This window comes from Microbacterium jejuense (assembly GCF_039544225.1).
In the GTDB taxonomy this organism is placed as follows: Bacteria; Actinomycetota; Actinomycetes; order Actinomycetales; family Microbacteriaceae; genus Microbacterium; species Microbacterium jejuense.
This window is the reverse complement of record NZ_BAABLG010000008.1, coordinates 20,394-45,698: the sequence shown is the minus strand read 5'-3', so window position 1 is coordinate 45,698 and position 25,305 is coordinate 20,394. Positions and strand designations below refer to the sequence as shown.

General features: G+C 72.0%; 25 protein-coding genes. 9 read left to right on the top strand and 16 right to left on the bottom strand.

Features of this window, described 5'->3' with window-relative positions; all coding sequences use genetic code 11:
• Positions 1-15: 15 nt before the first annotated feature.
• From cydC to ABEA46_RS12860, 4 genes are all read right to left on the bottom strand, one after another.
• Positions 16-1,785: a thiol reductant ABC exporter subunit CydC gene (gene cydC, locus ABEA46_RS12875; protein WP_345544954.1), complete on the bottom strand. Its 1,770-nt coding sequence runs from the start codon at positions 1,783-1,785 to the stop codon at positions 16-18.
• The gene (gene cydD, locus ABEA46_RS12870) at positions 1,782-3,464 is read right to left on the bottom strand and encodes a thiol reductant ABC exporter subunit CydD (RefSeq protein ID WP_345545735.1); all 1,683 of its coding nucleotides are present in this window, start codon (positions 3,462-3,464) and stop codon (positions 1,782-1,784) included. Before cydD ends, cydC begins: the two co-directional genes overlap by 4 nt.
• Positions 3,465-3,525: 61 nt before the next feature.
• Positions 3,526-4,560, bottom strand: a complete 1,035-nt coding sequence (cydB, locus tag ABEA46_RS12865) for a cytochrome d ubiquinol oxidase subunit II (RefSeq protein ID WP_345544953.1) — start codon at positions 4,558-4,560, stop codon at positions 3,526-3,528.
• A gap of 18 nt (positions 4,561-4,578) precedes the next feature.
• Positions 4,579-6,021, bottom strand: a complete 1,443-nt coding sequence (locus tag ABEA46_RS12860; protein WP_345544952.1) for a cytochrome ubiquinol oxidase subunit I — start codon at positions 6,019-6,021, stop codon at positions 4,579-4,581.
• Between the two features lie 258 nt (positions 6,022-6,279).
• On the opposite strand from ABEA46_RS12860, the gene moaA reads away from it, so the two are divergent.
• On the top strand, positions 6,280-7,338 hold the full coding sequence (gene moaA / locus ABEA46_RS12855) for a GTP 3',8-cyclase MoaA (protein WP_425563197.1): 1,059 nt from the start codon (positions 6,280-6,282) through the stop codon (positions 7,336-7,338).
• A 1-nt stretch (position 7,339) separates the two neighbouring features.
• Complete coding sequence (fdhD, locus tag ABEA46_RS12850; RefSeq protein WP_345544950.1) at positions 7,340-8,251, top strand: formate dehydrogenase accessory sulfurtransferase FdhD; 912 nt, start codon at positions 7,340-7,342, stop codon at positions 8,249-8,251.
• 21 nt (positions 8,252-8,272) lie between these two features.
• Here the strand turns inward: fdhD and ABEA46_RS12845 are convergent, their stop codons facing one another.
• Genes ABEA46_RS12845 through ABEA46_RS12835 form a run of 3 tightly spaced genes read right to left on the bottom strand, consistent with a single transcriptional unit; the run spans position 8,273 to position 10,744 of the window.
• A complete protein-coding gene (locus ABEA46_RS12845; protein ID WP_345544949.1) occupies positions 8,273-8,884 on the bottom strand; it encodes a helix-turn-helix domain-containing protein in 612 nt (203 codons plus the stop codon).
• Between the two features lie 59 nt (positions 8,885-8,943).
• Positions 8,944-9,315 carry a hypothetical protein gene (locus ABEA46_RS12840; RefSeq protein ID WP_345544948.1) on the bottom strand — a complete coding sequence of 124 codons (372 nt, stop codon included), beginning with the start codon at positions 9,313-9,315 and terminating at the stop codon, positions 8,944-8,946.
• 10 nt (positions 9,316-9,325) lie between these two features.
• On the bottom strand, positions 9,326-10,744 hold the full coding sequence (locus ABEA46_RS12835) for an AAA family ATPase (protein WP_345544947.1): 1,419 nt from the start codon (positions 10,742-10,744) through the stop codon (positions 9,326-9,328).
• Positions 10,745-10,815: 71 nt separating this feature from the next.
• Between ABEA46_RS12835 and ABEA46_RS12830 the strand changes: the two genes are divergently transcribed.
• Entirely contained in the window at positions 10,816-12,219 is a 1,404-nt protein-coding gene (locus ABEA46_RS12830) for an amidase (protein WP_345544946.1), read from the top strand.
• Positions 12,220-12,403: 184 nt separating this feature from the next.
• On the top strand, positions 12,404-13,321 hold the full coding sequence (locus ABEA46_RS12825) for an SDR family oxidoreductase (RefSeq protein WP_345544945.1): 918 nt from the start codon (positions 12,404-12,406) through the stop codon (positions 13,319-13,321).
• A 21-nt stretch (positions 13,322-13,342) separates the two neighbouring features.
• Here the strand turns inward: ABEA46_RS12825 and ABEA46_RS12820 are convergent, their stop codons facing one another.
• The gene (locus tag ABEA46_RS12820) at positions 13,343-13,546 is read right to left on the bottom strand and encodes a hypothetical protein (RefSeq protein ID WP_345544944.1); all 204 of its coding nucleotides are present in this window, start codon (positions 13,544-13,546) and stop codon (positions 13,343-13,345) included.
• Between the two features lie 158 nt (positions 13,547-13,704).
• On the opposite strand from ABEA46_RS12820, the gene ABEA46_RS12815 reads away from it, so the two are divergent.
• A complete protein-coding gene (locus tag ABEA46_RS12815; RefSeq protein WP_345544943.1) occupies positions 13,705-14,457 on the top strand; it encodes a sulfurtransferase in 753 nt (250 codons plus the stop codon).
• Positions 14,454-14,852 carry a DUF3054 domain-containing protein gene (locus ABEA46_RS12810; protein ID WP_345544942.1) on the top strand — a complete coding sequence of 133 codons (399 nt, stop codon included), beginning with the start codon at positions 14,454-14,456 and terminating at the stop codon, positions 14,850-14,852. Before ABEA46_RS12815 ends, ABEA46_RS12810 begins: the two co-directional genes overlap by 4 nt.
• Before the next feature lie 24 nt (positions 14,853-14,876).
• Here the strand turns inward: ABEA46_RS12810 and ABEA46_RS12805 are convergent, their stop codons facing one another.
• The 6 genes from ABEA46_RS12805 to ABEA46_RS12780 form a co-directional block, all read right to left on the bottom strand.
• The gene (locus tag ABEA46_RS12805; RefSeq protein WP_345544941.1) at positions 14,877-15,176 is read right to left on the bottom strand and encodes a hypothetical protein; all 300 of its coding nucleotides are present in this window, start codon (positions 15,174-15,176) and stop codon (positions 14,877-14,879) included.
• A gap of 20 nt (positions 15,177-15,196) precedes the next feature.
• Positions 15,197-16,459 (bottom strand): DUF308 domain-containing protein, encoded by a 1,263-nt coding sequence (locus ABEA46_RS12800; RefSeq protein WP_345544940.1) that lies wholly within the window; start codon positions 16,457-16,459, stop codon positions 15,197-15,199.
• 123 nt (positions 16,460-16,582) lie between these two features.
• Complete coding sequence (locus ABEA46_RS12795) at positions 16,583-17,497, bottom strand: glycine betaine ABC transporter substrate-binding protein (protein WP_345544939.1); 915 nt, start codon at positions 17,495-17,497, stop codon at positions 16,583-16,585.
• 29 nt (positions 17,498-17,526) lie between these two features.
• Positions 17,527-18,252 carry an ABC transporter permease gene (locus tag ABEA46_RS12790; RefSeq protein ID WP_345544938.1) on the bottom strand — a complete coding sequence of 242 codons (726 nt, stop codon included), beginning with the start codon at positions 18,250-18,252 and terminating at the stop codon, positions 17,527-17,529.
• The gene (locus ABEA46_RS12785) at positions 18,249-18,926 is read right to left on the bottom strand and encodes an ABC transporter permease (protein ID WP_345544937.1); all 678 of its coding nucleotides are present in this window, start codon (positions 18,924-18,926) and stop codon (positions 18,249-18,251) included. Before ABEA46_RS12785 ends, ABEA46_RS12790 begins: the two co-directional genes overlap by 4 nt.
• Positions 18,923-19,747, bottom strand: a complete 825-nt coding sequence (locus ABEA46_RS12780) for an ABC transporter ATP-binding protein (RefSeq protein ID WP_345544936.1) — start codon at positions 19,745-19,747, stop codon at positions 18,923-18,925. The genes ABEA46_RS12785 and ABEA46_RS12780 overlap by 4 nt, the downstream gene beginning before the upstream one ends.
• A 282-nt stretch (positions 19,748-20,029) precedes the next feature.
• On the opposite strand from ABEA46_RS12780, the gene ABEA46_RS12775 reads away from it, so the two are divergent.
• Positions 20,030-21,460, top strand: coding sequence for a dihydrolipoyl dehydrogenase family protein (locus ABEA46_RS12775; RefSeq protein WP_345544935.1), 1,431 nt, complete (start codon positions 20,030-20,032; stop codon positions 21,458-21,460).
• A 60-nt stretch (positions 21,461-21,520) separates the two neighbouring features.
• On the opposite strand, the gene ABEA46_RS12770 is transcribed toward ABEA46_RS12775, so the two are convergent.
• A complete protein-coding gene (locus ABEA46_RS12770; protein WP_345544934.1) occupies positions 21,521-22,321 on the bottom strand; it encodes an SDR family oxidoreductase in 801 nt (266 codons plus the stop codon).
• 1 nt (position 22,322) lies between these two features.
• Positions 22,323-22,868 carry a MarR family winged helix-turn-helix transcriptional regulator gene (locus tag ABEA46_RS12765; protein ID WP_345544933.1) on the bottom strand — a complete coding sequence of 182 codons (546 nt, stop codon included), beginning with the start codon at positions 22,866-22,868 and terminating at the stop codon, positions 22,323-22,325.
• Between the two features lie 115 nt (positions 22,869-22,983).
• Here ABEA46_RS12765 and ABEA46_RS12760 point away from each other — a divergent pair, with 115 nt between their 5' ends.
• Positions 22,984-23,547: a PadR family transcriptional regulator gene (locus tag ABEA46_RS12760; RefSeq protein WP_345544932.1), complete on the top strand. Its 564-nt coding sequence runs from the start codon at positions 22,984-22,986 to the stop codon at positions 23,545-23,547.
• 10 nt (positions 23,548-23,557) lie between these two features.
• Positions 23,558-25,252: an ABC1 kinase family protein gene (locus tag ABEA46_RS12755; RefSeq protein WP_345544931.1), complete on the top strand. Its 1,695-nt coding sequence runs from the start codon at positions 23,558-23,560 to the stop codon at positions 25,250-25,252.
• Positions 25,253-25,305 lie beyond the last annotated feature (53 nt).

Sequence of the window (25,305 nt, the reverse complement as noted above, 5' to 3'; positions counted from 1 at the left end):
ACATCGGGGAGACCGCTAGCCGGCCGCGACGACCCGCCCGCCCTCGAGGCGCACGACGCGGTCGACGAGGTGGTCGGGCACCGTGACGTGCGAGATCAGCACGACGGCGCGATCGTCGGGCACGGCGCCGAGCAGGTCGGTCAGCAGCCGATCCGACGCGTCGGGGTCGACGCCCGCCGTCGGCTCGTCGAGCACGAGCACCGGGAAGCCCCGCAGCAGTGCGCGGGCGAGGGCGAGCCGCTGCGCCTGGCCGCCCGACACCAGGGCGCCGCGCTCTCCGACGCGCGCGTCGAGCCCGCCGCGGCTGCGTACCCACTCGTCGAGGCCGACGCGTCGCAGCACCGCTTCGAGGTCGGCGTCGGTGGACGTGTCGCGCGCGAACAGCAGGTTCTGGCGGATGTCCTCGTCGAAGAGCATCGGATGCTGCTCGCACAGCCCGACGGTGAGTCGCACGTCGTCGGGCGAGAGGTCGTGCACCGACCCGCCGCCCAGATCGTACGCGCCCTCGGTCTCGAGGAAGCGCACCAGCGCATGGGCCAGGGTGGTCTTGCCCGCCCCGCTGGATCCGATCACGAGCACGCGCTCGCCGGGTCGCACGGCGAGATCGACGTCGTGCAGGGCCGCGGCGGACGTGCCGGGCCACCGTACGTCCGCCCCGCCCAGACGGATGCCGTCGCCGAGCGGCGGCGCGTCGCCCGTGGCCGGCCGGGTCTCGGGCGTCAGCTCGGCCGGCGGCGCCGACGGGACGGCATCCGCGATCCGTTCCGCCGACGAGCGCACCTGGCGCCATGCCGACGCCGCGAGCGGCACCGACGAGAACACCTCGAACACGGCCATCGGCACGAGCACCACGACCGCGAGGCCGGGGCCGGTGAGCGCCCCGGAACCTGCACCCGGGGCCGCGACGAGCACGGCGGCGACCGACGCGGCGCCCGCCAGCAGCGACACCAGGGCTGCGGTCGCCGCCTGGGCGCCGGCACGCCGCACGAGCGCTCGCCGCAGCGCCGCGTCGGCGCGGGCGATGCGATCGCGGCTCTGCTGCTCGGCGCCGTAGGCCACGAGCACGTCGAGGCCTCCCAGGTGATCGACCACGGCATCGGCGAGGCCGGCGCGCAGCGGCGCGATCGCGCGCTCGGCGCGTGCGCCCGACATCCAGCCCCACAGGGTCGCGACCGCGGCGGCGATCACGAGGCAGGCGAGGAGCGTGAGAGCGGCCGGCCACCACACGAACGCCACCAGCACGACCGCGCCGAGGGCCACGAGCGCCGACGACGCCAGCGGCTGCACGACGCGCAGCGGCAGGTTCTGCAGTTCGTCGACGTCGTCCACGAGTGCGCCCAGCACCGAACCGCGCCGGGTGCGGGTGAGCCCGTCGGGCGCGAGCGGGATGAGCCGGCGCACGAGGTCGGAGCGCGTCGACGCCAGCTGCCGCAGCGCGGCGTCGTGGCCGGTCAGCCGCTCGAGGTAGCGGAAGGCCGCCCGCGAGATCGCGAAGAACCGCACGCCGACGACGGCGGCCGAGAGGTACAGCACGGGCGGCTGCTCGGCGGCCCGGACGATGAGCCACGCGCTCACCGCGAGCAGGGCGACCGCCGAGGCCTCGGACGCGAAGCCGGCGGCCAGCGCCCACCAGAATCGTCGCGCGGGCGGCATCGCGCCGCGCAGCACCGCGTTGCTCCGCACCGCGTTTCTGCGTGAGACGTCATCGGCGCGCCGAGACTGCACCTGTCGTTCGAGGTCTCGGCGCACCGATGCGGTCTCGCGAGGGTGGGTGGGGGTGGTCATGCGCGCACCTCCGCCGCGTCGAGCCGTACGACGTCGTCGGCGATCGCGCGCGCCGACGTGCGGTGCGAGATGAGCAGAACCGTCGCGCCATCGTCCGCGAGCGAGCGGATGCCGCGCCACAGCCGCGCCTCGGTCTCGGGGTCGAGAGCCGAACTGGGCTCGTCCAGCGCGATCACCGGGGCGAGTGCGCGCAGATGCCGATAGAACGCGCGGGCCACGGCGACGCGCTGCGCCTGTCCGCCCGAGAGCCCTGCGCCCTGCACGCCGAGCTCGGAGGCGGGGTCGAGCGTCTCCGCGCACGCCAGGTCGAGCGCACGGCGCACCAGGCCGGCGTCAGGGGAGGCGTCGCCGAGCGCGACGTTGTCGCCGATGCTGCCGGCGAGCAGGCCCGGCTGCTGACCCGCCCAGGCAAGCCACGCCGAGGACGGCAGCGTGCGCACATCGGCGCCGTCGAACTGCACGGCGCCCTCGAACTCGGCCGAGCCGCGCAGCGCCGCGAACACGCTCGACTTGCCGGCGCCGCTCGGGCCCTCCAGCAGCGTCACGGTACGCGGTGCCGCCGAGAACGCGACGGGAGGCAGCATCCCTTCGCCGCGGCGCACCCGCAGATCGCGCACCACCAGCGATGCCCCTTCGACAGGCTCAGGGACCGGTTCGTGCGGCGCAGCCGCGGCCACGGTCGCTGCGCCTGTCGAAGCACGCGCCGCGTCCAGCACGGCGAACACGTCCTCGGTCGCTGCAACGCCCTCCGCGGCCGCATGGAACTGCACGCCCACCTGGCGCAGCGGCAGGTACGCCTCGGGGGCGAGCAGCAGCACGAACAGGCCGACCGCGAGCGTGAGCGCGCCGTCGATGAGCCGGAAGCCGATCGACACGGCGACGATCGCCACCGAGATCGACGCCAGGAACTCCAGCGCGAACCCCGACAGGAACGACACCCGCAGCACGCGCATCGTCTCGCGCCGGTACTCGTCGGTGACGCGTTCGACGGATGCCGCGGCCCGGTGCTGACGGCCGAACACCCTGAGCGTCGACAGCCCCTGCACGGTGTCGCTGAAACGGGCGGCCAGCTGCTGCAGCGTCTTCCACTGGCGCTGCTGCACGGACCGCGTCGCCAGGCCGATCAGCACCATGAAGATCGGGATGAGGGGGAGCGTCAGCAGCACCGTCAGGCCCGAGATCCAGTCCTGCCACCACATCACGACGAGGATCAGCGGCGTGGCCACGACAGTCTGCACGAGCTGCGGCAGGTAGCGGCCGAAGTAGGCCTCGAGCGCATCGAGCCCTCGTCCCGCCGTGACGGCGAGGGCCGCCGAGCTGCGGCCGGCGAGCCTCTCCGGTCCGAGCTCTGTGACCGCCGCCATGAGGGCCGTCCGCAACTGGGTCTGCACGCGGGCGGCGGCACGGGTCGCGACGGCCTCGCGGGCCCACAGCAGCACCGCGCGCAGCGCGACGACGCCAGCGAGCCCCCCGAGGGTCGGCGCGAGTTCGGGCAGCGGCATCCCGTCGATCGCCGAGGTGATCGCGCGCGTGAGCAGCCAGGCGAACGCCACGACCACGGCGGTCTGCGCGAGCGCGATGAGCGCGATCGCGACGAAGAAGCCGCGCGAGGCCTGCGCGTAGCGCAGCAGACGCGGGTCCACCGGCGCTTGGGGCGCCTCGGCCTTGCCCCGCGGCACGCTCGTGCGGACGCGGGGCTCAGCCGTGCTGCCTCGTGCGCTCAACGACAGTCGCACTCCCTCAGTGAGCGGGCGCCGCGGCGGCGGCCTCGATGTGCGAGCGCGTCACGCGCTTGCGGAACACCCAGTACGTCCAGCCCTGGTACGCCAGCACGAGAGGCAGGAAGATGAGCGCCGCCCACGACATGATCGTCAGCGTGTAGTCGGTGCTCGACGCGTTCTCGATCGTGAGGCTGTACGCCGGATCGGTCGTCGACGGCATGACGTAGGGGAACAGCGCGAACCACACCGCGAGCACGGCCGTCACGATCGTCACGGCGCCGAATCCGAAGGCCCAGCCCTCGCGGCTGCGCGCGTTCGAGATCCACGAGGCGATGAGCAGCACGGCGGCGACCACGGCCAGCACCGCTGTCACGACCGCGAGGTCGCGGCCCTGCGTGAAGGCCATGACGACCGTCCACACCAGGAACGCCGCCGCGACGACGATCGTGATGAGCCCCGAGCGTGAGGCGAGCCGGCGCGCGTCGACGGCGACCTGGCCGTCGGTCTTGAGCGCGACGAAGTACACGCCGTGGGTGAAGAACAGCAGCAGCGTCGTGAGTCCGCCCAGCAGCCCGTACGGGTTCAGGAGCGTCAGCAGCGATCCCGTGAACTCGTGCGAGGCGTCGATCGGCACGCCCTGCACGATGTTGGCCACCGCCACACCCCACAGGAACGCGGGCACGGCCGAGCCGACGACGATCATCGTGTCGAAGCCGCGCTTCCACCGCAGCGAGTCCCGCTGGTGGCGGTACTCGAACGAGACGCCGCGCAGGATGAGGGCGAGGAGGATCAGCAGCAGCGCGAGGTAGAACCCGCTGAACAGCGTCGCGTACCACTCCGGGAACGCGGCGAACAGGCAGGCTCCGGCGACGATGACCCAGGTCTCGTTGAGGTCCCACACCGGGCCGATGGTGTTGATGACCTGACGGCGGCTGACGTCGTTCTTGCCGAGGAAGGGCAGCGACATGCCCACGCCGAAGTCGAAGCCGTCGAGCACGAAGTAGCCGACGAACAGGAAGCCGACGATCCAGAACCAGAGGTACGCGAGATCCATGATGTGCTCCTGAAGCCCTTAGTAGACCGTCGTCGGGGTCGTGACCTCGTGCTCGCCCCGGTCCGGGGCATCCGGATCCGGCAGCGGTTCCGGACCCTTCTTCGAGGTCTTCATGATGAGGCCGATCTCGACGATCGCGAGGGCCGCGTAGATCGCCGTGAAGGCGGTGAGCGAGATGAGCACCGTCCAGCCCGGCACCGACGGCGAGACGCCGTCCTCGGTCAGCATGAGGCCGAACACGATCCAGGGCTGGCGGCCCATCTCGGTGAAGATCCAGCCCACGAGGATCGCGAGCAGCGATGCCGGCCAGGCCCAGATCGCCAGGCGCCAGGCCCACGCGGGGACCTCGCGCTTGGCCTTCTTGCGCGTGAGCCACAGGCCCACGACCGCGACGAGCGCGGCGACGCCGCCCAGGCCGATCATCCAGCGGAACGCCCAGTAGGTGACCCACAGGATGGGGGCGAAGTTGCCGTCCACCTGGTCGGCGAACTGCGGGAACATCTCTGTCGTGTAGAGGTGGTTGAGGTCGTTGATGCCCTCGACGCAGCCGTCGAACGAGTGCGTCGACAGCAGCGAGAGCAGATAGGGCACGCGGATCGAGAACAGCTCGCTGGTGCCGTCGGGGGTGCCGAGGGTGAAGATCGAGAACGAGGCGTCCGCGCCGCACACGGTGTTGAACGTCGCCTCGGCGGCCGCCATCTTCATCGGCTGCGTGGCCACCATGACGAGGCTGAGCTGGTCGCCCGAGACTGCGACCCCGGCGAACGCGGCGATGAGGCCCCACAGCCCGAACCGCAGCGACGAGCGCATCATCTCGACGTTCTGCTTGCGCAGCAGGTGCCAGGCCGAGATCGACACGATGACACCGGCGGTCATCATAAACGCGGCGAACAGTGTGTGGGGGAGTGCGGCCAGCGCCACCGGGTTGGTGAGCACCGCCCAGAAGTCGGTCATCTCGGCGCGGGAGCCGTCGGCGGCCATCTGGTAGCCGCGTGGGTTCTGCATGAACGCGTTGGCGGCGAGGATGAAGTACGCCGAGAACCAGGCGCCGATGGTCGCGATCCAGATGCTCGCGAGGTGCAGCGCGCGAGGCAGTTTGTCCCACCCGAAGATCCACAGGCCGATGAAGGTGGCCTCGAAGAAGAACGCCATCAGGCCCTCGAACGCGAGCGGGGCGCCGAACACGTCGCCCACGAAGCGCGAGTAGGCCGACCAGTTCATGCCGAACTGGAACTCCTGCACGATGCCCGTGACCACGCCCATGGCGAAGTTGATGAGGAACACCTTGCCGAAGAAGCGCGTGAGGTGCAGCCACTTCAGGTTGCCGGTGCGGAACCATGCGGTCTGGAAGATCGCGACGGTCAGCGCCATGCCGAGCGTGAGGGGCACGAACAGGAAGTGGTACAGCGTCGTGAGGCCGAACTGCCAGCGAGCCAGCAGCAGAGGGTCCAGCAGATCCATGGTGGGATTCCGTTCGGTTCCGGACTGGTTGCGACCACCGTAGCATGTGGTCAGACCACACGGGACCCCTCGGATCGAGCGGTCCGTGCGCCACCACCATCCCAGTCCTGGAGCGGGTTCGCGCGCTGCCCCGCCGTGAATAATCCGCCTCGTCGCGCCAGCCCGCGCGCCGCGCGGCTACCCTCGAACCATGGCGGTGCGGACGAGGCGATCGGGGCGGCGCGCGTGAGCGCGATCCCCGTCACGCTCGGAAAGCGGATGCCGGCTGCCGCTGCCACGGCAGACGCCCCCGCCGGTATCGGCGCCCCGCTCGTCGACACCCACGGCCGGGTGCACCGCGACCTGCGGATCTCGCTCACCGACCGGTGCTCGCTGCGCTGCACGTACTGCATGCCCGAGCAGGGCAACGAGTGGCTCGCCAAGACGAGCATCCTGACCCTCGACGAGATCGAGCGTGTCGCCCGCGTCGCCGCCGCGGACGGCATCTCCACGTTCCGGCTGACCGGCGGCGAACCGCTGCTGCGCACCGACATCGTCGAGGTGGTGCGCCGGCTCGCGGCGATCACAGGACCCGACGGGCGCCCGGCAGACATCGCGATGACCACCAACGGGATCCGGTTGCGCGAACTGCTGCCCGCACTCGTCGACGCGGGCCTGAACCGCCTCAACATCTCGATCGACACCCTCCGCCGCGACCGCTTCCACGAGCTCACCCGCCGCGACCGGCTGGAGGATGTGCTGGACGGCATCGCGGCGGCCGCGGCATCCCCTCTTCGTCCGCTGAAGCTGAACGCGGTGGCGATGCGCGGCGTCAACGACGACGAGCTCGTCGACCTGGTCGAGTTCGCCGTCGCGCACGACGCGCAGATGCGGTTCATCGAGCAGATGCCGCTGGACGCCGGCCACACCTGGGACCGCTCGCGCATGGTCACGCAGGACGAGATCCTGCAGACGCTCGGCCGCCGCTGGACGCTCAGCCCGGTTCCGGGGCGGGGCGGGGCGCCCGCGGCGCGCTGGACGCTCGACGGCGGCCCCCGCACCGTGGGTGTCATCGCGTCGGTGACCGCCCCGTTCTGCGGCGACTGCGACAGGCTGCGCCTGACCGCCGACGGGCAGCTGCGCAACTGCCTGTTCTCGACCACCGAGTACGACCTGCTGCCCGCCCTGCGACAGGCTCAGGCACCGGCCGCTGAGCGTGTCGACGCGACGATCGACGGGATGCTGCGGGCATGCGTCCACGGCAAACTCCCGGGCCACGCGATCAACGACCCGTCGTTCCTGCAGCCGGCGCGCGGCATGAACGCCATCGGCGGCTGACATGGGCCGCGTCACCACCCGCACGCCGGTCACTCGCATCGCGCTGAGCGACGGCGCGGCGGCCGTTCGGCGCCGCGCCGACACCGTCGCGGTCGAGGAGCCGCTCGAGATCCGCATCGCGGGCGAGGCGTTCACCGTCACGATGCGCACGCCCGGGCACGACCTGGAGCTCGCCGCCGGCCTCCTGGTCTCGGAGGGCGTCATCGCGTCGGACGGAGACGTGCGCGCCGCGATCCACTGCGGCGGCCCGGGCACCGCGTCGGACGGCGGTGCGGCCGCCGTGCCGCTGACCATGCTCGGTACGCCGGCGCTCGCACTCGCCCCGGCGCCGACCGAGAACACCTACAACGTGCTCGACATCGCGCTGGCGCCCGGCCTCGACGCGAGGGCTCGCGAACTCGCCCGCGCGTTCGCCACGACGAGCGCGTGCGGCGTATGCGGAGCCGCGTCGATCGAGGCGATCGAGAAGCGATCGCGCCACGACGTGTCGGTGGATGCCGTCACCGTCGAGGCCGCGCTGCTCGCGGAGCTTCCCGAGCGGCTGCGCGCCGGTCAGTCCGCGTTCGACAAGACAGGCGGGCTACACGCGGCAGCGCTCTTCGACGCAGCGACGGGGGAGCTGCTGGTGCTGCGGGAGGACGTCGGCCGCCACAACGCGGTCGACAAGGTCGTCGGATGGGCCGTGCTCGACGGCCGCCTGCCACTGGCGGGAACCGTGCTGCAGGTGTCGGGGCGCGCGAGCTTCGAGCTCGCGCAGAAGGCCGTCATGGCCGGCATCCCGATCCTCTCTGCGGTGTCGGCGCCGTCCTCGCTCGCAGTGGAGCTCGCCGCGGAGTCGGGCCTCACGCTCGTGGGCTTTGTGCGCGGTGCGTCGATGAACGTGTATGCGCGCCCGGACCGCGTGACCGCGTGATGCGGTCGGCAGTCGTCGGGGTCAGCCGGCCGTCAGCTGCACGACGCACTGCGTCGGATCGCACGACGCCGCGATGCCCTCGACGCGGAGCGGGCCGCCGGCCTGGGCGAGCACGCTGTCCATGAGCCCGACGTGCACGCCGCACAGAACGCCGCGCTGCGTGCCCGACGGGGCGTGGGGGCACGGCGTGAGGTCCACGGTGAGCTCGCGCTCGTCCACGACCGGGTCGAAGCCGGCGTCGCCCAGATCGTCGACGAGCGCGTCGAGCTGGTGGAGCGCCTCGGTGCTGAGGGGTTCGGGGCCGGAGGCCGCATCCGTCCCGTACAGCCGGCGCAGCAGGTCGCCGCGGCGGGCGGCGGCCTCGGCGCGGCGCATCGCGACCGGGCTGGACGCGTCGTCGTCACCGGTGGCGGCCGAGTACAGCACGCGCGGACGCCCGCGGGTGGTGCGGCGCTCGGTCTCGGCGATCACGTAGCCGGCATCGATGAGTCGCTGCACGTGCTCGCGCACCGTGTTGGCGTGAAGGCCTGTCGCCTCGACGAGCTCGGGGATCGCCCGCTGCGGTCGCTCCTGCAGCAGCCGCATGATCTCTACGCGCGAATAGCTGGAGATCGCGCTGTAACCGGTCCCCATGCACCCATTATCCCCGGATGCCGGCGGCCGCGGCCGTTGCGGCGCCCGGGGAGGCGGGATCAGAAGACGAAGAGCTGACCCATCACGAGGGTGACGATGAAGAACAGGCCGATGACCGCGGCGATGATCCCGAGCGTCTTGCCCGAGAGCTTGGCGACGCCCCAGCCGACGAGGAACGGGAGCGCGAACAGGAAGATCGCGACGATCCACCAGAATGCGACGTAGCCGCCCTGCGTCGCGTCGGACAGGCGCCCGCCGAACAGCTGCTGCGTCATCGGGTGCGTCGCGAAGCGCACGGCCGCCGAGATCGGCACCGCGACGAACGCGAACACGATGAGGCCGACGAGGGTGCCCCACAGGGCCGGGCTGCCGTTGCCGGAGAGGACTCCGCCGTGGAGCTCGGGTTCCTGCTTGTTGTTGCCTGATGCCATGCGCATGATCCTAGTGGGAGTGCGGCTGCGACCCCGCGGCGGAATCGGGCGCCGCGCCCACCAGCGCGCGGGTGATGTCGGCGGCCGCGTGCTGCATCTCGTCGAGGGCGTCGACGAGGTCGTCGTCGCCGAGCTCATGGCCGGCGAGCGTCGCACGCAGGGCCGCGCGGCGGACGAGCTCCTTCGCGAACGATGCGGTGGTGCGCTCGGCGCGCTCGGCCGCCGCGGCGAGCGCCTGGGCCGAGAGCGCGGTGTCGCGAGCGTAGAGCTCCAGCAAGGCTCGCCGAGCGTCGGCGTCGGGGAGCGGGATCTCGACCGCGAGGTCGACGCGCCCCGGGCGCTGCGCGAGCGCAGGCTCCAGGATGTCGGCCCGGTTGGTGGTCAACAGGAAGGCGATGTCGGCGTCGGCGCCCACGCCGTCGAGCGCGTCGAGGATCTCGAAGAGGAGCGGCTGAGGGCCGCCGAACATGCCCCGTTCCATCGCGACGAGGTCGACGTCCTCGAACACGAGCATCGCCGGGGTCATCGCGCGGGCGAGTCGCGCCGCCTCGGCCACGAACCGCAGGCTGCCGCCCTGCAGCAGGATCGCTGTACGGCCCGGGGTCGCGGTGAGCAGGTGCTCGACGGTGAGCGTCTTGCCGGTGCCAGGCGGGCCGTAGAGCAGCACGCCACGCTTGAGGTGCTGGCCGTAGGCCCGCAGCCGCTCGGCATGGTCGCCGATGCCGATGACGTGACCCCGGATGCGGTCGAGCGTGCCATCGGGGAGCACGATGTCGTCACCGCCCACCGCCGGGCGCTCCAGGAAGGTGAGCGCCCCGAGGCCGCGGCCGTACTCGTCGGCGGCGAAGCTGACCACGTTGCCGCGAATCACGCTGTGCTCGTTCATCTCGGTGTGCAGCCGCTCGATGAGGCGCGTGGCGACGGCGCTGTCGGTCGCGAGCACGTCGACGCCCACCGTCTCGCGCCCGTGCATCGGCGAGGCGTTGCGCACCAGCACGGCCACCGGGGCGCCCTCGAACCGGAACAGCCGCAGCCCGAACGCGACGGTCTGCCGCGTGGACTGCGGACCGGTGACGGTGGTCACATACTCGACCGGCCCGGGCGCGAAGGTGGCGTAGCGGCTCGCGAGGAGGTTCTGCGTGTCTTCGTGGTGGCGTTCGGCGCCGCCGCTGACGCCTGTGAGGCGGGCGTCCGGGTCGTCAGCGGCGAGCAGCTCGAGGGCGATGTCGGCGTCGGCCAGGCGGTGCGGACTGACCTTCTCGATCGTGACCGGCACGGTCCGTGCGTCCACGCCGAGGTGGTCGCGCACCAGTGCCCCCAGAGGCGTCTCGACCGCCTCGCGATCGTCGGGCTGCTCGATGAGCCGGCGCACCAGCCGGTGCAGGTCCGAGAGGAATACGCTGTCGGCGTCGGGGCGGGGGGACTCCATGGGCACACGCTAGCGGGCGGCTGCGACACCGCGCACTGCCGCGCGACGGCGCGGCGTGGTGGGATGGTGCGATGACCTCGACGGATGCCGCCCTCCCCGCCACCGCGTCCGCCCGCGACATCGCCGCGGCCGTCCGGCGCCGTGAGCTCAGCGCACGGGAGGTCATCGAGGCCCACCTCGACCGCATCGCGCGTGTGAACCCCGGCGTGAACGCCCTGACCGTCGTGTTCGCCGATCGGGCGCGGGAGGCGGCATCCACAATCGATTCCGCGCTCGCCGCAGGCAGGGAGCTCGGACCCCTCGCCGGAGTGCCGATGTCGGTGAAAGAGAACATCGACCTCACGTGGTCGGCCACGACCAACGGCTGGCGCGGGATGGCCGAGGTCGTCGCGGCCCGCGACGCGACAGTCGTCCGGCGCATGCGGGACGCCGGCGCGGTGCCGATCGCGCGCGGCAACATGCCCGACTTCGGCATGCGGTGGGACACCGACAACGACCTGTTCGGCCGCACCCTCAACCCCTGGGACCGCAGCCGCAGTGCCGGGGGCTCCAGCAGCGGCGATGCCGTGTCGGTGGCGACCGGCATGAGCTCGGTGGGGCTCGGCAACGACTTCGGCGGCTCGCTGCGGCTCCCCGCGTACGCCGCGGGCGTCGTCGGGCTGCGGCCCTCGCGCGGCCGGGTTCCCCGGGCCGCCGTCACGGGGTATCCGGTCGCGCAGACCCTGCAGGAGTTCTCGGTGAACGGCCCGATGGCGCGCACTGTGGACGACGTGGCGCTCGCGCTGGACGTGATGCAGGGCGTGGATGCCGACGACCCGGTGTCGCTCGACGCCCCGCGGCTGCGCGGCCTGCCCCGCCGGATCGGGGTTGTGCGCTCGTTCGGCGACGGCGTGGACCCGCAGGTGGCGGCCGGGATCGAGCGGGCTGCGGCATCCCTCACCCGCGCCGGGTGGGAGGTCGTCGACGTCGAGGCGCCCCGCCTGGAAGAGACGGCCGTGCTGTGGCGGCGGCTGTCGTGCACCGACATGCTCATGTCGCTCGACCCCGCCGACCTCGGCATGCCGCTCGGGCGGTCGGCGACGGCGTTCCTGCGCGACAGCACCGCGGCGGCACGGCCGTACGAGACCGCGCGCGAGTATGCCGAGGCGTGGGCGCAGCGCGCGGTCGTCGCCGCGGACTGGCGTCGCCTGCAGGCCGAGGTCCCGGTGATCCTCGGACCTGTGTCGGCCTCCCGCATGCGGGAGCCCGATTACGACCTCGGCGGGCAGGAGGCCGCCGACCGCGCGTGGCGGGACCTGTGGCTCACCGTCGCCGCGAACTTCCTGGGGCTGCCCGCGCTCGCGCTGCCGACCGGACTCGGCGACGACGGGACGCCGACCGGCGTGCAGCTCATCGGGCCCATGTTCGGCGAGGAGGCGCTGTTCGAGGCGGGACGCGCGATCGAGGCGGCGGTTCCGCCGCTGCCGCTGCCCTGACCGCGTGCACCGCGACGGAGGCCCCGGGACGGGGCCGGGTGCGGCATCCGTCGACGGCGTGACGCGGCGAGCCTCCGATTCCGGGCACGGCGAGTAGCCTCGGCGGGAGGGTCCCTGGCGCGGCGTGTATCTGCGGCCTCGGCCGCCCCTCCTCTCTGACGGAGCGCACGCCGAACGGAGAGCCATGCCCATCACGTTGCCCGACCTGCGGGGACGCACCGCCGTGGTCACCGGGGCGAGCGACGGCGTGGGCGTCGAGATCGCCCGGGGCCTCGCGGGAGCCGGCGCGGACGTCGTGCTGCCGGTGCGCAACCCGGCCAAGGGCGAGCGGGCGGCCTCACGGATCCGACAGACCCACCCGGACGCACGGCTGACGCTGCGGGACCTCGACCTGGCGCACCTGGACTCCGTCGCGGCGCTCGCCGTCGCGCTGCTGTCAGAGCATGCGCCCATCGACCTCCTCGTCCTCAACGCGGGCATCGTGCTGCTCGGCGACGCGGAGCGGCACGTCACCGACGACGGGTTCGAGCTGCACTTCCAGACGAACTTCCTCGGGCACTTCGCGCTGGTCACGGCCCTGCTGCCGCTGCTGCGGGAGCGGCAGACTCGCGTCGTCGTGCAGTGCAGCCTCGCCGCTGCGGTGGCGCGCGTGGAGTGGGACGACCTGCAGTCCACACGTCGCTACCGCCCGCTGCGTGCCTACGGGGCATCGAAGGTCGCACTCGGCCTGTTCGGCTGCGAACTGGCGAGGCGCTCTGCCGCCGCCGGGTGGGGCGTCACCGTGCAGCTCAGCCACCCCGGCGTCGTGCCGGACACGGGAATCGCTCCGGCGATGCGCGCGCGGGCGAAGGGTGGTGCGCAGCACGGCATCGCGCGGTTCGTGGGCAACTCGCCCGGCCGGGCAGCGGAGTCGGCGCTGCTCGCGGCTGTCGAGCCGGCCGCTCCGGCGGCGCCGGACCTCTTCGGGCCGTCGGGGCTCCTCCACTTCGGCGGGCCCGCGGCCCGACAGCGCCCGTACCGGCGGATCACCGACCCGGCCGATGGCGCCCGCATCTGGAGCGTGGCCGAGCGACTGCTCGCCGAACGCGTGCGACCCGCCTGAGGGCCGCGGGTCAGCCCTGCGTCAGGGGAACGGCGTCTCGGGCTCGGTGCCCGGGAACATCGGCTCCTCCGGGTTGGGAGCGAGCGGTTCGTCCGGCCACGGCGACGGCGGCTCGTCAGGCGAGGCCGGGAACGGCTCGTCCGGGGCGGGCTGTCCCGGTCCGGGCGGGCGCTCCCCAGGCGGAACCTGGCCCGGCAGCGGTTCGGGGATCGTGGGATCGGTCATTCGTGCCTCCAGCCGCCGCGTTCGACGGCGCCACCAGGCTCCCGCGTGCGCGGCGGGCCCGCGACCCCCTTGACGAGGGACCTGCGGGGCGTCAGCGTTCCGCATGGGTGCGGCAATCGGTGGAGGACGGCGCCACAGGGGGTGCCTAGGCTGGAGGTGTGGCATCCGTTCTCAACATCTCGGCGTACCTCTTCACGCGCCTCGACGACGTCGCCGCGCTGAAGCCGGCGCTGCGCGAGCGTGCGGTCGCGGCCGGGCTCAAGGGCACGATCCTGCTCGCCGAAGAGGGGATCAACCTCTTCCTGGCCGGCGACGCCGAGTCCGTCCGCAGCTTCGTCGCCGAGCTGCGCCGCGACGCCCGGTTCGAGGCGCTCACGACCAAGGAGAGCTGGTCGCCGGGGCAGCCGTTCGGCCGCATGCTCGTCAAGGTCAAGCGCGAGATCATCCGCATGGACCACCCCACGATCCGCCCCGAGGCCGGCCGGGCTCCTGCCGTCGACGCCGTCACCCTGCGACGCTGGCTCGACGACGGCGCCGACGACCACGGTCGCGAGGTCGTGCTGCTCGACACGCGCAACGCCTTCGAGGTCGACTACGGCGCCTTCGACGGCGCGCTCGACTGGCGCATCGAGCGGTTCACCCAGTTCCCGGATGCGGCGGCGGCCGCGGCATCCGATCTCGAAGGAAAGACCGTGGTGAGCTACTGCACCGGCGGCATCCGCTGTGAGAAGGCAGCCATCTATCTGCGCGAGATCGGCGTCGAGGCGTTCCAGCTCGACGGCGGCATCCTCGGCTACTTCGAGCAGGTCGGCGGTGCCCACTGGAACGGCGAGTGCTTCGTGTTCGACGAGCGCGAAGCGCTCACCCCGGGATTGCAGCCCCTCGCCACCGCCACGGAGGTGCACGCATGACCGGGCAGGCGGAGGCGACGCGGCAGCGCCCGACGGCCGCGGCGATCGTGCTCGCCCTCGTGCTCGACGTCGTGCTGGTGATCGCCTTCGCGGCGACCGGCCGTGCGAGCCATGACTCCGACGTCTGGTCGGGACTCTGGCAGACCGCGTGGCCGTTCCTGGCGGGACTCGCCGCCGGCTGGCTCGTGACGCTCGCGTGGCGGGCGCCCGCGGCCCCGGTGCGCACGGGCCTCGGCGTGTGGGCGGCCACGGTCATCGGAGGGATGCTGCTGCGTGCAGTATCCGGTCAGGGCACCGCGCTGCCGTTCATCATCGTCGCGTCGGTCACGCTGCTGATCGCGCTCGTGGGATGGCGGCTTCTCTCGGCGCTCGTCCGCCGGATGCGCCGTCGCTGAACCTGCTGAACCCGCTGGGACCTGTCAGGGGGCGTGGCGCAGTCCGGTCTCGATCACGATCCTGTTGCCGTCGATCACTCCCGGCCCGTCGCCCGGGGTGGGGGCCGGAGCGGGCATGACCTGCTCGGCCTCCCACACCACCCGGGCATCCTCTGCCGTCGGCTGGAAGACCATGTCGATCGCGGCCACCCCGCCTGACGAGTACGTGGGCGCCTCTCCGCGCCGACGTCGCCGGTAGGAGTCGAAGGCGAACCAGAGGAAGTACACCGGCAGCGCGAAGAGCAGGGTGAGGAACCCCACCATCATCACCTGACCGAACGGCACGGCTCCAGCCTAGATCCGGGTCAGGGAGTGGGGTAGGTCTCCACCGTCGCGTCGGCGGCGAGCGGCGGGACGAACCACGAGCTGAAGTACGTCGGCGATCCGTCGGTGGCGACCCTGCCGAGCGAGGTCAGCTCGCCCCCGACGATCCGCCCTCCGGAATCACGGGCGACGACCGCGACGTGCGCGAACCAGAGGTCGCTCGCGAAGTGCCCGGTGACGTACCCCGACACCCGGGTGCCGTCGTCGCCGGCGGAGATCCGCGTGTCGGTCACCGTGAACGAGCCGGTCTCGACGGACGGCGAGACGGTCGCCGTCGCCGCTTCGGGCACCGTCACCTCGATCGCGGAGACGGGGGTCGTGCCGGTCATGACGTTGTGCAGCACGAGTGCGGACCGCCCCTGGAGCGCGTTCACGTGCTCGGATGCCGTGGCGAGCTCGGCACCGCTCGCGTCGACGGCGCGCACGCCGATGTCGACGCCCGCGAAGATGTGGTCGGCGTTCGGGTTGTCGAGGATCACGACGATCCACGTCCCGCTGCCGCTCGCCTCTGCACCGAACGCGGTCTCGGCCACGGTGAGCGCGACGGGAGTGGCGAGGGCCACGTCGCCATCGGAAATGCCGTCGGTGCCGGGCGCCGCGAAGTCCCCGGCCAGAGGGTCTTCGTACTCCTCGTCCTCCACATACGGCTGCACGTACGGTTCCGAGGTGTCGTAGTCGCTCGACGAGCCGAAGGCGCCGAACGCCTGCAGGAGCATCACGACGAGGGCGATCAGACCGCCGAGGATCGACAGTGCCAAGCCGGTTCCGGCGAAGCCCTTGCCGCCGCGTCGCGCGCTCGCGAGCGCGACGATCGAAACGACGCACGCAGCCAGCATCACCAGGAGCGCGAAGCCGGCTGTGGCCGGAGCGAACGCCAGGACGAAGCCGACGAGCGCGAGCACGAACCCGGTGACCGCCACGCCCTTCGGCCGCTGATCGCGGCCGGAGCCGGGCGCCGCGGGGTACGCCGGCGTCGTTGCATACGCCGGAGGTGGGGAGGTTGGTGAAGGCCCACCCGGAGATGCCGCGTACGCCGGGGGCAGTGCGGGCGCCGCGTACGCCCCGGCCGTTCCCGGGTACGGCGGAGGTGAAGCGGGGAGAGCGGGCCGAAGCGCGGCCGAGACGTACTCGTACGGACGGGCGACGGGCGGCGCCGCGACGCCCGGCGGCGGAGGCGAGTAGTAGCCCAGGTCGGAGTCGGTGCGCGCGAGCGCCTCGTCGTGAGGGACGTTCGGATCGGTCATGGGCGCCTTCGACGGGGGAACGACTCGCTGATCAACCTAGCGAACGGCGGGCGTCGCGTCTCCGGCATCCGCGAGAGAGGGGCACGACGACGCGCGGCGTCGTCGTGCCCCTCTCGCGACGGATCAGCTGAAGCCGTTGGCGGCCAGCCAGTCCTTGGCGATGTCGTCGGCCGAACGCTCGTCCTGCGTCGACTCGACGTTCATGGCGATGAGGCCCTCGGGGGTGAGCTTCGCGCTCACCGGGTTGATGACGTCGGCGATCTCGTCGGCGATATCGGCGTTCACCACGGGCACCACGTGCGAGGCGAGGAAGAGCGACTTCGGGTCTTCGAGCGTCACCAGGTCCTTCGTCTGGATCTGCGGGTCGGCGCTGTAGACGTCGGCCACCTGGATGCTGCCCGCCACGAGCTCGTCCACGGTGGTGTCGGCCGTCGCCGAGAACGAGACAGTGACGCCGTAGACGTCCTTGAGGCCGGTCGGGCCGTACGGGCGCGTCTCGAGCTCCGGGGCGCCGCCCAGCACGAGCCCGTCCACGTTCGCAAGGTCTGCGATCGAGGTCAGGTTGTGCTCCTCGGCGAAGGCTGCCGTCACGTTGTACGAGTCCTGGTCGGTCGCCGGCGACTGGTCCAGCACCGTGAGGCCGTCGGGCAGCGCGTCCTTCAGCGCCGCGTACACGTCGTCGGACTGAGTCGCCGTCGTGTCGGGCTCGAAGAACTGCAGCAGGTTGCCGGTGTACTCGGGGAACAGATCGATCGACCCGTCCTCGATCGACGGCATGTACAGGTCGCGCTGACCGATGTTGAAGTTGCGCTCGACGGTGAAGCCGGCGCCTTCGAGGGCCTGGGCGTAGATCTCGGCGATGATCTCGTTCGAGTAGTACTGCTGGGACCCGATGACGATCGTCGACGATTCGGTGGCGCCGCCGGCGTCGGTGCTGTCGCCGGTGAGCGGGTCGTTCGAGGCGCATCCGGCGAGGGCGAGCGCCGCGACGGCGGTGCCCGCGAGGGCGAGCGCGAGGCGGGTTCGTGCGGTGGACATTGTCGTACCTCCGATGTGGTGGTGGGGGATCAGTGAGACGCCTGCGCGACCGGGAGCGGAGCGGCCTCGGCGCGGGAGAGGCGGGTGCGGGGACCGGTGGTGCGCGGCACGGCGAACCGCGCGAGCAGGGCGAAGAGCCCGTCGAGCACGAGGGCGAGCGCCACGACGACGATCGACGCCCCGAGGATCTCGGTGAAGTTGCGGGAGTTGAGCCCCTGGATCATGAAGAATCCGAGTCCGCCCAGGCCGACGTAGGCCGCGATGGTCACGGTGGCGACCACCTGCAGCGTCGCGGAGCGGAGTCCGCCGATGAGGAGCGAGAGACCCAGAGGCATCTCGATCCGGAACAGGATCTGCCACTCGGTCATTCCCATCGCGCGTCCGGCGTCGATCACAGAGCGGTCGATCGCCTCGATGCCGGCGTATGCGCCGGCGAGGATCGAGGGGATCGCGAGGATCACGAAGACGGTGACGGCGGCCTCGGTCTTGAGGGTCACGCCGGCCAGCATGACGAGCAGGATGACCAGGCCGAGGGCGGGGAGCGCACGGGCCGCACCCGACAGGATCACCGCGATCTCGCGCCCGCGCCCGGTATGGCCGATGAGCCAGCCGACCGGGATCGCGATGACCGCCGCGATCGCGACGGAGCCGAACGTGAAGGCGAGATGCTGGGCGATCGCCATCGGCAGGGTGAGGGATCCGGTGAGCCGGTCGGGCGAGAAGATCCACGCGAACGCGTCGAGGAGGAGGTTCATGTGGGCACCGCCCACCTGATGCGATCCCACCGCGGCGGCGATGTGCGCCGGGTCCACGGCATGAGCAGTCGCCCGAGCAGCAGCAGCGCGAGGTCTATCAGCACCGCGATCACGACGACGGCCACGACGCCCGCGAACACCTCCGCCACGATCCGCCGCTGCGAGCCGTTCGTGAACAGGTACCCGAGGTTCTGCACCCCGATGAGCGTGCCGATGGTCGCGAGCGAGATCGTCGACATGGCCGTGACCCGCAGGCCGGCGAGGATCACGGGCCCGGCGAGGGGGAAGTCCACGGTCCAGAACCGGCGCCACGCGCCGAAGCCGACGGCGACGGCCGCCGAGCGGGTGACCTCGTCGACGGAGGCGAGGCCGTCGGTCACCGACCGCGTCATGATCGCGACCCCGTAGATCGCCAGCGCGACGATGAGGGTCGCGTCGGACAGCAGCGGGATGCCGAAGAACACCGTCAGCAGTGGGAAGAGCGCGAACGACGGGATCGTGTATAGGAGCCCCACGACCGTCAGCACGGTGCCGCGCAGCTTGGTGTACCGGAACGCCAGCCAGCCGACGGGGATCGCCACGACGAAGGCGACGACGACCGAGATCGCGCTCTGACGCAGGTGCGCGACGGTGAGCGCCCAGATCAGGTCGAGGTTGTCGAGCACCCAGCTCACGGCGAGTCCTCCACGAGCACGCCCTGCGCCCGGCCGGCGGCGTCGATGAGCACGGTGCCGCGGTCGGTCTGCCTGGCGCGCAGCGCCCGGGTGCCGCGCTCGACCCCGATGAAGTCGGCGACGAACGCGCTCGCCGGGTGCTCGATGATCTCGTCGGGCGTGCCGATCTGCGCGATGCGGGCGCCCTTCTCGAGGATCACGACCTGATCGCCCAGCAGGAACGCCTCGTCGATGTCGTGCGTCACGAACACGATCGTCTTGGCGAGCTCGCGCTGCAGCCGGATGATCTCGGCCTGCAGCTCGCGCCGCACGATCGGGTCGACGGCGCCGAAGGGCTCGTCCATCAGCAGGATGTTGGGGTCGGTGGCGAGGGCGCGCGCGACGCCGACGCGCTGCTGCTGACCGCCCGACAGCTGGCTCGGATACCGCTTGGCGAGCCCCCGCTCGAGGCCGACCACGTCCATGAGCTCCAGCGCCTGCGCGCGGGCCTGCGCGCGGGGCACGCCGTTGAGCACCGGCACCGTCGCGATGTTGTCGACGACCGAGAAGTGGGGGAGGAGCCCCGCGTTCTGCAGCACGTACCCGATCCCGCGCCGCAGCTTCACCGCGTCGCGCTCGGAGATCGGCTCGTCGTCGATCGTGATCACGCCGCTCGACGGCTCGACGAGGCGGTTGATCATGCGCAGCAGTGTGGTCTTGCCGCTGCCGGACGACCCGACGAGCACCGTCGTCTTGTGTGCGGGCATGAGCACGCTGAAGTCATCGACGGCGACGGTGCCATCCGGATACCTCTTCGAGACCGCGCGGAATTCGATCGCCATGCTGCCCTTTCGGCCGGAGTGCCAGCGGGGTTCCCAGATAACCACACCCCTCCGACGTTGAGACAGCACCTTGCGCCGGCCGCCGGCATCCGCTCTCCGCCGATCCGAATATCGGACGATCGCGGGTATTCCGGAGTCTGCGACGTGGGAATCTCCGGAGAACGCGCGAATCTCCGGTTTTCGGATCGCGCACGATGGGGGAAGCCAGAGAAGGAACGGATGCCGCGGCGGATCGCGCAAGGGGGTCGCCCGCTGTCGGCGCGCGCCGATACGTTGGGGCGCATGACTGTTCGGGAATACGACCTGATCGTGATCGGCGGCGGGCCGGTGGGCGAGAACGTGGCGGACCGCGCCGTGCAAGGCGGGCTCTCGACGGTGCTCGTCGAGAGCGAGCTCGTGGGCGGGGAGTGCTCGTACTGGGCGTGCATCCCCTCGAAGGCGATGCTGCGGCCCGCGGCCGCGCTGCGGGCGGCGCGCGACGTCAAGGGCGCGGCGGCGGCCGTGACCGGCGAGCTGGACGTCGCGGCCGTGCTGGCGCGGCGCGACGAGTTCGTGCACGACTGGGACGACACCTCGCAGGTGACCTGGCTGCAGGGCGCGGGAATCGACCTGGTCCGCGGCCACGGGCGCCTGACGAGCGAGCGCGAGGTCACCGTGACCGGCGCCGACGGCGCCGAGACCGTGCTCGCCGCCCGTCACGCCGTCGTGGTGTCGACAGGGTCGGCCGCGCTCCTTCCCGACATCCCGGGGCTGCGCGACGTGCAGCCGTGGACGAGCCGCGACGCGACGGGCGTGCGCGAGGTACCGGCATCCCTGGCGATCCTCGGCGGCGGGGTCGTCGGCAGCGAGATGGCGACCCTGTTCACAGGCTTCGGCATCCCGGTGACGGTCATCGCGCGCTCCGGCCTGCTGCGGGGCACCGAGCCGTTCGCGGGCGAGGCCGTCACGAAGGCGCTGCGGGATGCCGGCGCCGACGTCCGCACCGGCGTCGAGGTCGAGCGTGCCGAGCGTGACGCCGGCGGCGACGTCGTGCTGACGCTCTCGGACGGCTCCGAGGTGCGCGCCGCCGAGGTGCTCGTCGCGACAGGGCGCGTGCCGCGCACCGACGACATCGGACTCGACGTCGTCGGGCTCGCGCCGGGGTCGTGGCTGGACGTCGACGACACGCTGCGGGTCCGCGGCGTGGACTGGCTCTACGCCGTCGGCGACGTCAACCACCGTGCGCTGCTCACGCATCAGGGCAAGTACCAGGGCCGGGCCGCCGGGGACGTGATCGCCGCCCGGGCGCGCGGGCGGGCCGTCGACGACCGGCCGTGGGGCGCCCACGTGGCGACCGCCGACCACGCGGCGGTGCCGCAGGTCGTGTTCACCGATCCCGAGGTCGCCGCGGTCGGGCACACCGAGGCATCGGCCACGAAGGCCGGGCTCGACGTCCGCGTCGTCGACTACGACCTGTACTGGGTCTCGGGGGCGAGCGAGGTCGCCGACCACTACACCGGGCAGGCGCGCGCGATCATCGACGAGCAGCGTCACGTGCTCGTGGGCGCCACCTTCGTCGGGCAGGACGTCGGGGAGCTGCTGCACTCGGCCACGATCGCGATCGTCGGTGAGGTGCCGATCGAACGGCTGTGGCACGCGGTGCCGTCGTACCCGACGATCAGCGAGGTGTGGCTGCGGCTGCTGGAGGCCTACGGCCGACCCTCCCCGGAATGACGAAGAGGGATGCCGCGGCCCGTGGCCGCGGCATCCACTCGTCTCGGCGCAGGGCGCCGATCACACCGGGTCGTTCCACGACCAGATGTCGTCGCCGCGCAGCGTGGCGTCGGCGCCGCCGTCGCAGTAGATCGTCTGGCCCGCCATGTGCGTGTTCGCCGGGCTCGTCAGCCACACCAGCAGCTCGGCGATCGACGACGCGGGCTGGTGGTGGTTGAGCGGCATCGGCACGGCGGCGTCGACCATGGCCGCGCCCTCGGGCGTGGCGAGAAGACCGGCGGTCATCGGGGTGATGACGGTGCCGGGGGCGACGGCGTTGAGGGGGATGCCGGAACCGGCCCAGTCCGTCGAGATCGAGGCGCGGCGCACCCACCGCGACAGCGCGCGCTTGGAGGACGGGTAGTTGAGGTAGCCGACCTCGGGTCCCTGGGCGGCGAGCTCCTCGCCGCGGGCGACGGCCGCCGGCTCGTCGCCCGACAGCGCCGCCTCGACGAGCGCGGTGTCGACGGGCTGCAGCGAGGCCATGGACGACACGACGGCCGCGCGGGGCGCCTCGGACGCGCGCAGTGCCGGCAGCAGGCCGGTCAGCAGCTCGGCCACGCCGAAGAAGTTGATCGACATCGTCTTGCCGATCGGCGCCGAGATGCCGGCGCACGCGATCACGCCGTCGATCACGCCGCCGGTCTTCGCGATCGCCTGGGCCGCGGCATCCGCCCGCCCTTCGGGGGTGGACAGGTCGGCTTCGATCTCGGCAGCCTGCAGGTCGATGCCGACGACGTTCTCGCCACGGCTGCGCAGCAGCGCGGCGGTGGCGGCTCCGATGCCGGACGCGGAACCTGTCACGACGTACGTGCGGGGCATTTCAGTCTCCTTCTGACGGCGACGGGGTCGCCGTCGCGGTGGGCCGCGGGTGTGCGGCGGGGTCTTCTCGCGCGGGATCCGCGGGAGTCTCGGGGCCGGGGGACTCGGTGAGGAGTCCGTCGACGAAGCGGCGCAGCAGCGCGCCGAAGGCGTCGACCTCGGCCGGGGTCCAGTCGTCGAGCACGTGGTCGACCATGACGTGCCCCGCCGTGACCAGCCGGCGGTACGCGTCCTCGCCGCGCGCGGTGAAGGCCACGGTGGTCGCCCGTCCGTCGTCGGGGTGTGCGGCGCGAGTGACCAGATCGTCGGCGAGGAGTCGCGTGATGAGCTTCGACATCGTGGGGCGCGTGACGTTGAGCTCGTCGGCGAGCGCGCTCGGGCGCGCGGCGCCGCCGTGGAGTCCGAGCGTGTAGATCGCACGGATCTCGGTGGGGTCGAGGGCCACTCCCACGCCGCTTGCGATGCGCGCCTGCACCGTGCTCGACGACCAGCGCGACATGAGGCGCGTCAGCGAAGCGAGCAGGTCGGCGCGGGGTGCGGCATCCATGATCCGAGTCTACGCCGATAATTGCCTCAGGCAACCAAATCTGACCGGAGCCTTGTCTGCCGATATATCGCTATGTATCGTCGGGGTATCGGCAGGCACTCGTCAGGAGGTCGTCATGAGCGGTACGTATCCAGGATTCGGGCCCCGTCACCGGAACCAGGCGGGGCAGAGTCTGCCCGGCGGGCTCTTCGAGGCGATGGACCAGCTGCGCGAGGCCTTCGAGCAGCGCTTCTCGCCCCGCGTGGGCCGCGGCGACGTGCGGGCGGCCGTGCTCGCGGTGCTCGCCGAGCAGCCCATGCACGGCTACCAGATCATCCACGAGATCGAGGAGCGCAGCGGCGGCGCCTGGAAGCCGAGCCCCGGCTCGGTCTATCCCACGCTGCAGCTGCTGGCCGACGAGGGTCTCGTGGTCGCGGAGGAGTCAGGTGGCAAGAAGACCTATGCGCTGACCGATGCGGGCCGCGCCGAGGTCGCCGCGGGCGAGGACCGCACCGCACCGTGGGAGGCGTTCGGCACGGCTGAGGCCGGACGCGCCACCGCGCTGCCGAAGGCGGGCGCCAAGCTCGCGCAGGCAGCCGCGCAGGTCGCCCGCGGCGGTACACCGGAGCAGGTCGCACAGGCCGTCGACGTGCTCGACGAGGCGCGGCGTAGGCTCTACTCCATTCTCGCTCAGGACTGACAGGAGACCGATGGCAGACGCCGGTGGCACGCGCGCCCGCTATCGGCGGATCCTGCGGTTCGCCTCGCGCTACATGGTGCAGGCGTGGTGGTTCGAGCTCGTCCTCCCGCGCTTCGGGCTGAGCGCCCTCGCGGCGCGCAACCGGCCGAAGCGCCTGGAGCACATCGCCAAGAACTTCCACGTCCTCGCGGTGTCGCTCGGCGGACTCATGATCAAGGTCGGCCAGTTCCTGTCGTCGCGGCTGGACGTGCTGCCGCCCGAGATCACCACCGAGCTGGAGGGCCTGCAGGACGAGGTGCCGCCGGTGGCGTTCCCCGCGATCCGCGCGCTCGCCGAGGCCGAGCTCGGGGTCCCGCTCGAGCAGGCGTTCGCGGGGGTCGACGAGGTTCCGGTGGCCGCGGCATCCCTCGGTCAGGCCCACCGCGCCCGACTGAACCCGCAGGATGCCGCCGACACCGGCTTCACAGACGTCGTCGTGAAGGTGCAGCGGCCGGGCATCGACGCGATCGTCGACGTCGACCTCGCGGCGCTGCGGCGGGTCGCGACGTGGCTCAGCCGCGTCCGCGTCATCCACGACCACGTCGATCTGCCCGCGCTGGTCGAGGAGTTCGCGAGCACGAGCCGGGACGAGATCGACTACCTGCTCGAGGCGCGCAACGCGGCGCGCTTCGCCGAGAACTTCGCGGGCGACGAGCGCGTCACGGTGCCCGAGGTGGCCTGGGAGCGGACCACGCGGCGCGTGCTGGTGCTCGCCGATGTCACCGCGATCAAGATCACCGACGTCGACGGGCTGCGGGCGGCGGGCATCGACCCGGCCGCGGTCGCGAAAGAGTTCGCGAACGTCATGTTCGACCAGCTCTTCATCGACGGGTACTTCCACGCCGACCCGCATCCGGGCAACATCTTCGTCACGCCCGCCGGCCCTGATGCGACGCCCGGCGCCCGCCCGTGGACGCTGACGTTCGTCGACTTCGGGATGATGGGCGAGGTGCCGGCGACGCTGCGCACCGGCCTGCAGCAGCTGATCATCGCGGTCGCCGCGCGCGACAGCAAGAGGATGGTCGCGAGCATCCGCGACGTCGGCGCCCTGCTGCCCTCAGCCGATACCGGCGAGCTCGAGCGGGCGATGACGGCGCTGTTCGCCCGGTTCGGCGGCATGGGGTTCGCCGAGCTGCAGAAGGTCGATCCGCGCGAGTTCCAGGCGTTCGCCACCGAGTTCGGCGATGTGGTGCGATCGCTGCCGTTCCAGCTGCCCGAGAACTTCCTGCTCATCGTGCGGGCCATCTCGCTCACCAGCGGCGTGTGCAGCGCCCTCGACCCGGCGTTCAACGTGTGGGACGCCGTCGAGCCGTACGCCGACCAGCTGCTGCGGGATCAGAGCGGCAACGTCGTGCAGGGCTTCGCGCGCGAGGCCGTGTCGGTCGCCGGGGTCGTGGCGCGGCTGCCGAAGCGGCTCGACGAGATGGTGTCGCAGATCGTCGACGGCAAGCTCGTCGCCGACGTGCCCAAACTCGACCAGAAGCTGCGCAAGCTCGAGCGCATGGGCCGCCGAGCGGTGTCGGCCGTGCTGTTCGCGGGCCTGCTGATCAGCGGCGCCGTGCTGCGCTCGCAGGACCTCACGATCGGCACCGTGCTGATGATCCTGTCCATCCTGCCGCTGCTGCACACGCTGTTCTCGGGATTCCTGCGGCGTCCGGGGGAGTAGCGCCCGCACCGGAGACACCCGACCCGCTACGGTGTCAGCCAGGAGCTCGGAGC